This is a genomic window from Rathayibacter sp. AY1A2 (assembly GCF_002930935.1).
GTDB lineage: Bacteria > Actinomycetota > Actinomycetes > Actinomycetales > Microbacteriaceae > Rathayibacter.
In genome coordinates, this window is the sequence record NZ_PSTP01000035.1 from 1 (window position 1) to 10,611 (window position 10,611).

The window sequence follows — 10,611 nt, forward strand, 5'->3', positions numbered from 1 at the left end:
CTCGCCACGACCGTCGAGCAGTCGGTGCACGGCATCCGCGTCCTGAAGGCCTTCGGCCGCCACCAGCACGCGCTGGAGAACTTCGCCGGCCAGGCCGAGAAGCTCCGCGGCACCGAGATCGACAAGGCCCGCGCCATCGCCGGGATCTGGCTCGTCCTGCTGCTGGTGCCGGACATCGCGTTCGCGCTCTGCCTGCTCGGCGGGGTCTGGCTCGCCGCGGCCGGCCAGCTGAGCGTCGGCGAGCTGTTCGCCTTCTTCGCCACCGCGACCGTGCTGCGCTGGCCGGTGGAGTCGATCGGCTTCCTCCTCTCGATGACCTTCGACACCCGCACGGCGGTCGACCGCTACTTCGAGGTGATGGACAGCCGGAACACCATCACCGACCCGGAGGACCCCGAGACGATCCTCGAGCCGCGCGGCCGGGTGCGCTTCCGCGACGTCCACTTCCGCTACCAGGACGCCCCCGAGCGCTACCGCGACCTCCTCGACGGCGTCGACCTCGAGGTCGAGCCGGGCGAGACGATGGCACTGGTCGGCATCACCGGGTCCGGGAAGACGACGCTCACCGCGCTGCTCCCGCGCCTCTACGACGTGACCGGCGGCGCCATCGAGCTCGACGGCGTCGACATCCGCCGGCTCCGCCGCGACGAGCTGCGCACGCACGTCGGCATGGCGTTCGAGGACGCGACGCTCTTCTCCACCAGCGTGCGCGAGAACGTCCTCCTCGGCCGACCCGACGGGACCGAGGAGGAGCTGCTCGAGGCCCTCGAGATCGCGCAGGCCGACTTCGTCCACCGCCTCCCCGAGGGCCTGGACACGAAGGTGGGCGAGGAGGGGATGAGCCTCTCCGGCGGCCAGCGCCAGCGCCTGGCCCTCGCCCGCGCGGTGGCCGCGCGTCCGGCGGTGCTCGTCCTCGACGACCCGCTCTCGGCGCTCGACGTCGACACGGAGGCGCGCGTCGAGGCGGGGCTGCGCCGCGTGCTCGGCGACACCACGGCGATCATCGTCGCCCACCGCCCCTCGACGGTGGCGCTCGCCGATCGCGTGGCACTGATGGAGGAGGGCCGCATCACCGCGGTCGGCACCCACAGCGAGCTGCTCGCGAGCAGCCCGCACTACCGCTTCGTCATCTCGAGCCTCGAGGAGGACGAGCTGACCCGGCCCGCCGGGACCCAGCGCATCGGCTCCCGCCCCACGACGACCCACCAGGAGACGCGATCATGAGCACGCTCGGTTCCTCCGAGGAGCGCGACGACCTCAGCAGAGCGGAGTCGGCGGCTCTGCGCCGGCGCTCGCTGCGGCTGCTCGGCTCCCTGCTGCGGCCGCTCCGGCTGCGGCTGGTGCTCACCGCGGTCGTGGTCGTCGTCGCGACCGCTGCCCAGGTCGCGGGACCGGCGCTGATCGCGGCGGGCATCGACAACGGCCTGCCCGCGGTCCTCGCGGGGAACGCGGTCCCGCTGGCGGTCACGGTCGGCGCCTACATCCTCACCGGACTCGTCGGCGCGCTCCTGGTCGCCTGGTACACCGTGCTCTCCGCGCGGGTGAGCCAGGCGATCCTGATCGACCTGCGCAAGCGGGTCTTCCTGCACACCCAGAAGCTGAGCCTGGAGTTCCACGAGAACTACACCTCCGGCCGGATCATCTCGCGCCAGACCAGCGACCTCGACTCCATCCGCGAGCTGCTCGACTCCGGCATCAACCAGCTGGTGCAGGGTGCGCTCTACATGGGCTTCGTCGCGATCGCCCTCGTCTCCCTGGACGGCGTGAGCGGCATCGTGCTCGCCTGCGCCCTGGTGCCGCTCGCGCTGCTCACCCGCTGGTTCCAGAAGCGGTCGCAGGCGCTGTTCCGCGGCACCCGAGTCGCCTCGTCGCGGCTCATCGTGCAGTTCGTGGAGTCGATGACCGGCATCCGCGCCGTGCAGACTTTCCGCACGCAGAAGCGCAACGAGTCCGTGTTCGGCGGGGTCGTCGAGCAGTACCGGCTCGCCTACAAGCGCGTCTTCGGGGTGTTCGGCACCTTCGACCCCGGGCTCGTGCTGATCGGCAACGTCACCGTCGCCGTGGTGCTGTTCATCGGCGGCGTCCGCGTGCTCGACGGCGGGCTCGAGATCGGCGCGCTGCTGGCGGTCCTGCTCTACACCCGGCGCTTCTTCGACCCGGTGCAGGAGATGGCGATGTTCTACAACTCCTACCAGTCGGCGGCCGCCGCGCTCGAGAAGATATCGGGCGTGCTGGCCGAGGAGCCGAGCATCCCGGATCCGGCCCGCCCGGTCGACCTGCGGCAGGCGCGGGGCCGCCTCGGCTTCGAGGGCGTCCGCTTCGCCTACACCGCCGACCGCGAGGTGCTGCCGCGCTTCGACCTCGACATCCCCGCCGGGCAGACCATCGCCCTCGTCGGGTCCACGGGCGCCGGCAAGACGACGCTCGCCAAGCTGATCTCGCGCTTCTACGACCCGAGCGACGGCGTGGTGACCCTCGACGGCGTGGACCTGCGGCAGCTGCACCCGAAGGACCTGCGGCGCGCGATCGTGATGGTCACCCAGGAGGCGTACCTCTTCTCCGGATCCGTCGCCGACAACATCGCGATCGGGCGGCCGACCGCGTCCTACGACGAGATCGTCCGGGCCGCGCAGGCGGTCGGCGCGCACGAGTTCATCCAGGCGCTGCCGGACGGCTACGACACCGATGTGAACAAGCGCGGCGGCCGCGTCTCGGCCGGTCAGCGCCAGCTGATCTCGTTCGCCCGCGCGTTCCTGGCCGACCCGGCGGTGCTGATCCTGGACGAGGCGACCTCCTCCCTCGACATCCCGAGCGAGCGCCTGGTGCAGCAGGGCCTGCAGACGCTCCTGGCGGACCGCACGGCGGTCATCATCGCGCACCGCCTCTCGACGGTCGCGATCGCCGACCGGGTGCTGGTGATGGAGCACGGCCGCATCGTCGAGGACGGCACCCCGGAGGCGCTCATCGCCGGCGAGGGCCGCTTCGCCACCCTGCACGCGGCCTGGCGGGACTCGCTCGTCTGATCGGCTGCTGCTCGCGACTCACGTCCCGGAGCCGCTCCCGGCTCAGGGGCGCCAGCGGGCGCTGCGCACGTCGACGCGCCAGCCGCCCGGCGTGACGACGAGGGGCGTGCCCTCGCGCTCGTACTCCCGGCGGGCGCGCTCCTCGTGGCCGACCGGGGGCGCTCCTCCCGCGCGGACGACGCGCCACCAGGCGGTGTCGGAGCCGTAGCGGGCCATCACCGTGCCGACCGCGCGTGCCGCACGCGTGCCGAGGACCGCGGCGATCTCGCCGTAGGCCATCACGCGGCCGGGCGGGATCGAGGCGACCACCTCGAGGACGGCGGAGACGAAGTCGGCCGGCTCCGCTGCCTCCGGCGCCGCGCTCAGAGCGTCAGCGCCCCGATGTTCTCGCCGTACTGCGTCTCGCCGACGACCTCGAAGCCGATCCAGCGGAAGAACTGCTCCGGGCCGTCCTCGCCGGACTCCCAGATCACCGTGAGGGTGTCGAAGCCGCGGGCGCGCGCCTCGTCGGCGGTGGCGCGGACGGCGAAGGTGCCCACGCCGCGGCCCTGCTTCGCCGCGTCGATGTTGATGCGCCAGATGCAGCTGCGGAACTCCTCCGCCGCCTCCGGGTCGAAGTGCGCGTGGATGAAGCCGACCAGCTCGTCGCCGTCCATCACGGCCCGCTGCCAGGAGGCGCCCGGGTCGATCACCGCGGCGGCGGCGGAGTAGGAGACCGGCGCGATGAACTGCTCCTGGCCGGGTTTGAGGCTCAGGCCGTTCACGGCGGAGATGTTCGAGGCGGACAGCTCTTCCAGGCGGAGGTCACTCATGCCGTCACTGTACCGGCGGCGCAGGACGGCGGGCATCCTCCTGTCGGGCGACGTGCGCCGGCCCCGGCGCGGACGATCGAGAACTGTCTCGACATCGAGACAGTTCGGGCCTCGGGTAGGCTGGCGGAGGCCATCCGGAGCGGTGCAGAGCCGCCCGTCCCGCACAGGTGCGGGGTCATCGACACCATGGGAGAGCAATGTCCAAGATCAAGGTTGAGGGAACGGTCGTCGAGCTCGACGGCGACGAGATGACGCGCATCATCTGGCAGAAGATCAAGGACACCCTCATCCACCCGTACCTCGACGTGAACCTCGAGTACTACGACCTCGGCATCGAGTACCGCGACGAGACGGACGACCAGGTCACGATCGACGCAGCGCACGCCATCCAGAAGCACGGCGTCGGCGTGAAGTGCGCGACCATCACCCCCGACGAGGCCCGCGTCGAGGAGTTCGGCCTCAAGAAGATGTGGAAGTCGCCCAACGGCACGATCCGCAACATCCTCGGCGGCGTGATCTTCCGCGAGCCCATCATCATCTCGAACATCCCGCGCCTGGTCCCCGGCTGGAACAAGCCGATCATCATCGGCCGCCACGCGTTCGGCGACCAGTACCGCGCCACCGACTTCGTCTTCAAGGGCAAGGGCACGCTGACCGTCGAGTTCACGCCCGAGGACGGCTCCGAGCCGATGAGGTTCGAGGTCTACAAGGCCCCGGACGACGGCATCGCGCAGGTCCAGTACAACCAGGACGCGTCGATCCGCGACTTCGCCCGCTCGTCGCTGAACTACGGCCTCTCGCGCAACTACCCGGTCTACCTCTCCACCAAGAACACGATCCTCAAGGCCTACGACGGCCGCTTCAAGGACATCTTCGAGGAGATCTTCGAGACCGAGTTCAAGGAGCGCTTCGACGCCGCGGGCCTCACCTACGAGCACCGCCTCATCGACGACATGGTCGCCTCGGCCATGAAGTGGGAGGGCGGCTACGTCTGGGCCTGCAAGAACTACGACGGCGACGTCCAGTCCGACACCGTCGCGCAGGGCTTCGGCTCGCTGGGCCTGATGACCTCCGTGCTCTCCACGCCCGACGGCAGCGTCGTCGAGGCGGAGGCGGCGCACGGCACCGTCACGCGCCACTACCGCCAGCACCAGGCCGGCAAGCCCACCTCGACGAACCCGATCGCCTCGATCTACGCCTGGACGCGCGGCCTCGCGCACCGCGGCAAGCTCGACGGCAACCAGGAGCTCATCGACTTCTCGCTCACGCTTGAGGACGTGGTCATCAAGACGGTCGAGTCCGGGAAGATGACGAAGGACCTCGCCCTGCTCGTCGGCCCCGAGCAGGGCTGGCAGACGACCGAGGAGTTCCTCGCGACCCTCGATGAGAACCTGAAGGCCCGCATGTCGGCCTGATCTCCGGCTTCAGCAGACGCGTCCGGCCCGCACGATCCTCGGATCCTGCGGGCCGGAGGCGTCTCCGGGCCCGGTGGGACGCGCCCGGGCCGAGCGCCTCAGAGCGCCCGGGCGAGCTCCTCCATCGCGTGGAGCGGATCGGGCCCCGACGGCATCAGCACGACGCTCGACGCACCGGCCTCGTGCAGCAGGCCGATGCGGCGACGAGCGTCCTCGGGAGTGCCCACGACGGCCAGCTGGTCGACCCAGACGTCGGGCAGGTCGCGGACGAAGGCGGCGCGGTCGGCGCTCTCGGCCCGCAGGCGGGCGAAGTCATCGGCGAAGGGGAGCGGCGCGATGTGCGGCGCCCAGTCCGGCTCGCCGATCCACTCGAGTCCCGGCCGGACCGCGTCGCGCGCGGCGGCCGCGTCGTCGTCCACGGCGGCCACGTTGTAGGCGACGATCCGTCCGGTGCCGCCGAGGTGGCCGCGGGCCGCCGCGAGGTACTCCGGAGTGACGGGCTCGGCCAGGACGACCCCGTCGGCGATCCGGCCCGCGAGCGCCAGCGACTTCGGTCCGCGGACGCCGGCCAGCAGCGGCGGCACGACGGAGGGCGGCGACTCCAGGACGAGGCCGTCCACGTGCACGTAGCGGCCGGAGCGGTGGGTGCGCTCGCCGGAGAGCAGCGAGCGGATCGCGTCGAACTGCTCCTCGAGCAGGGTGAGCGGGCTGCGCGGCCAGACGCCGAGGCCGCGCATCCAGTGCGGCATCCCGTGCCCGATGCCGGCGTGGACGCGGCCGGGGAACAGTTCGGCGAGAGTGCCGAGCTCCATCGCGGTGAAGGCCGCCGTGCGGACGGCGGCGGGCAGGATGCCGATGCCGACGCCGATCCGCTCGGTGGCGGCGAGCACCGCGCCGGCCTGGGCGATGCCGCCGCGGAAGCCGAGGTCCTCGACCACCCAGAGCTCGTCGAAGCCGAGCTCCTCGGCGCGGCGGGCGTAGCCGAGCACCTCGGAGGCGGGGAGATCGCGGGGGAGCAGGACGCCGACAGCGGTGTCGGAGGAGGAGGCGCGCATCCGGCCAGCGTAGGGCGTGCGGACAGGCGGAGGGCCCGCCCGCACGATCGCGGACGGGCCCTCGCTCGTCGTCCTATTCGGCGGCCGCCTCGCCGATCCGCACCTGCTCGGGGCGGGCGGTCGAGACGACCTCGATGCGGCGGGGACGCGCCTTCTCGCTGACCGGGATGGTCACCGAGAGCACACCGTTGTCGTAGGACGCGGCGATGCGCTCGGTGTCGACGCCCTGGCCGAGGCTCAGCTGGCGGACGAAGGTCGCCGACTGGCGCTCCCGGGTGATCCAGGTGACGTCGTCGCCGCTCGCGACGGTGCGCTGGGCACGGATGGTGAGGAGCTGCCCGTCCACGTCGACGTCGACGGACCCCGGGTCGATGCCGGGGAGGTCGGCGGTGAGGACGTAGTGGTCGCCGTCCCGGTACAGGTCGATCGGCATCCGGCGGGGCCCCTGACCGGAGCCGAGGAGGGCGGTGGCGAGGCGGTCCAGCTCGCGGACGGGGTCGTAGGTGACAGCCATGAGATCACTCCATTCAGTCGTGCAACGAAGAGTTCCAAGAGTTGAGCCGACCCGGCTCAATTCGAAGAAATTAGCACTCGCGGAGGGGGAGTGCCAACGGATCGGCCCCCTTCAGCGTCAACTTCGTTACCTGTTCGTAACAAAGCTGAGCAATCGAGTTCGTAGGGTCGTTTCTGTGTGGAAACCGATCCGGTTCCCAGCGAATGTGAGTAAGGACATCGATTGCCGATCCACCTGTCCCACCGACCACCCGTCCGCCGCGCTGAGAGGCGCATCCTCGCGGGCCTCGCCGTCCTCGGAGTCGCCGCGACCGCGGCCTTCGCCACCACCGGCGCCAGTGCCGCCCCTCTCGCCGGCAGTGCCTCGCTCGTCGGCGGGCTCTCCGTCGGCCAGAGCTTCGACGACGGCGACTACGTCGTCACCCTCGTCGAGCCCTCCGCGGCCACCTACCAGGGCAGCGATGCCCGCTTCGCCCGCACCGCGCCCGTCGACGGTGCGCAGCTGCAGGCCGCCTCGGCTCCGGTGGAGGACTACTCCGCCCACCTCGAGCAGCGCCAGGAGGACGTCGCCTCCGCGGTCGACGCCGCCATCGGCTACCACTACACCGTCGCCCTCAACGGCTTCTCCGCGACCCTCTCGGGCGAGCAGGCGGGCGAGCTCGCGAGCCGCCGCGACGTCGCCCAGGTCCGCAAGGTCGAGAACCTGAAGGTCGACCGCGCCGCGCAGGCCTCGCCGCTCGCCGCGGCCGCCGCCGGCACCCCGGTGCCCGACACCGGACAGCAGCGCTCCACCGACTTCCTCGGCCTCGAGGGCGAGAACGGCGTCTGGCAGAAGCTGGGCGGCATCGACAAGGCGGGCGAGGGCGTCGTCGTCGGCGTCATCGACTCCGGCATCGCGCCCGAGAACCCCTCCTTCGCGGGCGCGCCCCTGGCGACCTCGCCCGGAGCGGCCCCCTACACGGACGGCACCACCACCTCCTTCGTGAAGTCGGACGGCGGCACCTTCGTCGGCTCCTGCTCGCCGAGGCTCCCCGCCTCCGAGCAGTGGGACGGCGACGAGTGCAACCAGAAGCTCATCGGCGCACGCTGGTTCCTCGCGGACGAGGAGGTCGGCTCGACGGACAACCCCGAGTACCGCTCCCCGCGCGACGCCGACGGACACGGCTCGCACACCGCGAGTACGGCAGCCGGCAACAACGGCGTCGAGGCGAGCGTCGACGGCTACGACTACGGGAAGATCTCCGGAGTCGCCCCGGCCGCCAAGGTCGCCGCGTACAAGGTCTGCTGGAACGGACCCGACGAGGGCACCGACGACGACGACTTCTGCTCCGGAGCGGGCATCCTCGCGGCCATCGACGCCGCGACCAAGGACGGCGTCGACGTCATCAACTTCTCGATCGGCGGCGGCTCGGCCACCTCGACCCTGACCGCGATCGACGAGGCGTTCCTCAACGCCGCCGCCGCGGGCGTCTTCGTCGCGGCCTCGGCCGGCAACTCGGGTGCGGGCGCCTCCACGCTCGACCACGCGTCGCCCTGGTACACCACGGTCGCCGCGTCCTCCATCCCGACCTACACCGCGACCGCCGCTCTCGGCGACGGCCAGAAGTTCGTCGGAGGATCCATCTCGGTCCACGAGGACGTCACCGGACCGCTGGTGAACAGCGCCGACGTCGTCCGCTCGGGCGCCGAGAACCCCGCCATCTGCGAGACCGGCACCCTCGACCCCGACAAGGTGAAGGGCACGATCGTCGCCTGCACCGCGGGCGTCACCGCGCGCGTCTCCAAGTCGGCCGAGGTCGAGCGGGCCGGCGGCATCGGCATGCTGCTGCTCAACCCGACCCCGAACGCCCTGCACGTCGACGACCACTCGGTCCCGAGCATCCAGATCGACTCGCAGGCCTACCAGGCGATCACGACCTACGCCGGCACCGCCGGTGCGACCGTGACCCTCTCCGAGGGCAACTCGTCCGGAGCCTCCATCCCCGTCCCGCAGGTCGCCGGCTTCTCGTCGCGCGGACCCGCTGAGGCGGACGGCGCCGACGTGCTGAAGCCCGACCTCACGGCGCCCGGCGTCGCGATCCTCGCCGACAGCTTCAACGCCGAGGGCGACGACCCCGCCTTCGCGTTCGAGTCCGGCACCTCGATGTCGTCTCCGCACGTGGCGGGCCTCGGCGCGCTGATCCTCGGCGCGACCCCGAAGGCCTCGCCGTCCGCCGTGAAGTCGGCCATGATGACCTCCGCCTACGACAGCGTCGACCAGTCGGGCGCCGCGTCCGAGGACGTCTTCGCCCAGGGCGCCGGACACGTCGACCCGGCCGCGTTCCTCGACCCCGGGCTGCTCTACGAGAGCGGCACGGAGGACTGGATCGCGTTCCTCAAGGGTGCGGGCTACGTCTTCACCTCGAACCCGGTGATCGACCCGATCGCCGCGATCGACCCGTCCGACCTCAACCAGGCCTCGATCGCGATCGGCGCCCTCGCGGGCACGCAGACCGTGACTCGCACGGTCACCTCGACCGGCGCGGGCACCTACACCGCCTCGGTCGACGGCCTCGCCGGGATCGACACCGTCGTCTCGCCCTCGACCCTCTCCTTCACGGGTGCGGGCCAGACGGCGGAGTACACGGTCTCCTTCACCACCGGCTCGGCGGCGCTCAACCAGTTCGCCACCGGCTACCTGACCTGGGCGAGCGCGGAGCACGACGTTCGCAGCCCGATCGCGGTGCGCCCCGTCCTGCTGGACGCGCCCTACGAGGTCTCCGGCACCGGCTCGACCGGCACCGGCACGGTGACGGTCACGCCCGGCATCACCGGCGCGCTGCCGCTCACCGCGAGCGGTCTCGCCGAGGGTGTCCTCGCCGAGGACGCCACCGCCGCCGACGGCCACTCGGCGACGCTCCCCACGGGGAAGTCGCTGACGACCACCGTCGTGGTGCCGGAGGGCGCCGAGTTCGCCCGCTTCGACCTCGACTCGCTCGACGACGCGGCCGACCTCGACCTCACCGTCACCAGCGAGAGCACCGACAAGGTCTTCACCTCGGCGACCGGCTCGGCCGACGAGCGCGTCGACATCGCCGACCCCGCTCCGGGCGAGTACACGGTCCAGGCCGATGTCTACTCGACCGCTCCGGGATCCTCGACCGTCACGTTCGACTTCCGCAGCTTCGTCATCACTTCGGAGAACGGTCTCGGCTCGCTGAGCACCGACCCCGCCGTGGTCGACGCCGTGCAGGGCGAGCCGATCGCGTACGCGGTCTCCTGGTCGAACCTGGCGGGCCCGGCCCGCTACCTCGGCCGTGTCGCCTACACCGACTCGGGACTCGCGACGCTCGTGAGCGTCGACGTCACCGAGGCGGTCACCCCCACCCCGACGCCGACCGCGACTCCGGAGCCCACGGGCACCCCGGAGCCGACCGCGACGCCGACGGCCGGCCCCACCGCCGGACCGGGGGAGCCCACCTCCACGCCGACCGCCGGACCGGGCGCGCCCGGCCACGGCGCCGGCGGCCTCCCGTCGACGGGCTTCGACGGCGGTCTCCTCGGAGCCGCCGCCCTCGCCCTCCTCGGTGCAGGTGCTGTGATCACCGGCCTCCGACGCCGCGCCCTGGCGCAGCGTGAGGCGGGCGCCGCGGAGTAGTCCTCCGCGACCGCCGCGAACGGCCGTCCCCCTGCTCCTCCAGGAGCGGCGGGGGCGGCCGTTCGCCGTTCCCGGGCCGGGGAGGCGGAGACGGGGCGGCTCGTGGTGCGTGCCGGGAGCAGGACCGGCCGGGCTGCGTGGGGAACGGCTCGGGAG

Annotated in this window: 8 protein-coding genes; 4 read left to right on the top strand and 4 right to left on the bottom strand. The window is 71.9% G+C overall.

The annotated features are described in order from the left end of the window. Together C5B93_RS16595 and C5B93_RS16600 are read left to right on the top strand one after the other, a co-directional pair. The coding region (locus C5B93_RS16595; RefSeq protein WP_146078539.1) for an ABC transporter ATP-binding protein at positions 1 to 1,224 on the top strand (1,224 nt) is incomplete at its 5' end. After that, positions 1,221 to 3,023, top strand: a complete 1,803-nt coding sequence (locus C5B93_RS16600) for an ABC transporter ATP-binding protein (protein ID WP_104292983.1) — start codon at positions 1,221 to 1,223, stop codon at positions 3,021 to 3,023. The genes C5B93_RS16595 and C5B93_RS16600, both read left to right, overlap by 4 nt. Positions 3,024 to 3,065: 42 nt before the next feature. On the opposite strand, the gene C5B93_RS16605 is transcribed toward C5B93_RS16600, so the two are convergent. Continuing rightward, positions 3,066 to 3,389: an MGMT family protein gene (locus C5B93_RS16605; protein WP_104238475.1), complete on the bottom strand. Its 324-nt coding sequence runs from the start codon at positions 3,387 to 3,389 to the stop codon at positions 3,066 to 3,068. Next, the gene (locus tag C5B93_RS16610) at positions 3,386 to 3,835 is read right to left on the bottom strand and encodes a GNAT family N-acetyltransferase (protein ID WP_104224946.1); all 450 of its coding nucleotides are present in this window, start codon (positions 3,833 to 3,835) and stop codon (positions 3,386 to 3,388) included. The genes C5B93_RS16605 and C5B93_RS16610 overlap by 4 nt, the downstream gene beginning before the upstream one ends. A gap of 197 nt (positions 3,836 to 4,032) precedes the next feature. Here C5B93_RS16610 and C5B93_RS16615 point away from each other — a divergent pair, with 197 nt between their 5' ends. After that, the gene (locus C5B93_RS16615; protein ID WP_104224939.1) at positions 4,033 to 5,250 is read left to right on the top strand and encodes an NADP-dependent isocitrate dehydrogenase; all 1,218 of its coding nucleotides are present in this window, start codon (positions 4,033 to 4,035) and stop codon (positions 5,248 to 5,250) included. A gap of 98 nt (positions 5,251 to 5,348) precedes the next feature. Here C5B93_RS16615 and C5B93_RS16620 read toward each other — a convergent pair whose 3' ends face one another. Together C5B93_RS16620 and C5B93_RS16625 are read right to left on the bottom strand one after the other, a co-directional pair. After that, positions 5,349 to 6,305: an LLM class flavin-dependent oxidoreductase gene (locus C5B93_RS16620; protein ID WP_104292984.1), complete on the bottom strand. Its 957-nt coding sequence runs from the start codon at positions 6,303 to 6,305 to the stop codon at positions 5,349 to 5,351. Positions 6,306 to 6,378: 73 nt separating this feature from the next. Then, positions 6,379 to 6,819 carry an Hsp20/alpha crystallin family protein gene (locus C5B93_RS16625; protein ID WP_104233909.1) on the bottom strand — a complete coding sequence of 147 codons (441 nt, stop codon included), beginning with the start codon at positions 6,817 to 6,819 and terminating at the stop codon, positions 6,379 to 6,381. A gap of 222 nt (positions 6,820 to 7,041) precedes the next feature. On the opposite strand from C5B93_RS16625, the gene C5B93_RS16630 reads away from it, so the two are divergent. Further along, a complete protein-coding gene (locus tag C5B93_RS16630; RefSeq protein WP_104292985.1) occupies positions 7,042 to 10,455 on the top strand; it encodes a S8 family serine peptidase in 3,414 nt (1,137 codons plus the stop codon). Positions 10,456 to 10,611: the final 156 nt, after the last annotated feature.

What these genes read in the sequence shown, in the direction of transcription:
- C5B93_RS16600 (WP_104292983.1), top strand. Translation starts at nt 1,221, where the DNA reads ATGAGCACGCTCGGTTCCTCCGAGGAGCGCGACGACCTCAGCAGAGCG.
- C5B93_RS16610 (WP_104224946.1), bottom strand. Translation starts at nt 3,835, where the DNA reads ATGAGTGACCTCCGCCTGGAAGAGCTGTCCGCCTCGAACATCTCCGCC.
- C5B93_RS16615 (WP_104224939.1), top strand. Translation starts at nt 4,033, where the DNA reads ATGTCCAAGATCAAGGTTGAGGGAACGGTCGTCGAGCTCGACGGCGAC.
- C5B93_RS16620 (WP_104292984.1), bottom strand. Translation starts at nt 6,305, where the DNA reads ATGCGCGCCTCCTCCTCCGACACCGCTGTCGGCGTCCTGCTCCCCCGC.
- C5B93_RS16625 (WP_104233909.1), bottom strand. Translation starts at nt 6,819, where the DNA reads ATGGCTGTCACCTACGACCCCGTCCGCGAGCTGGACCGCCTCGCCACC.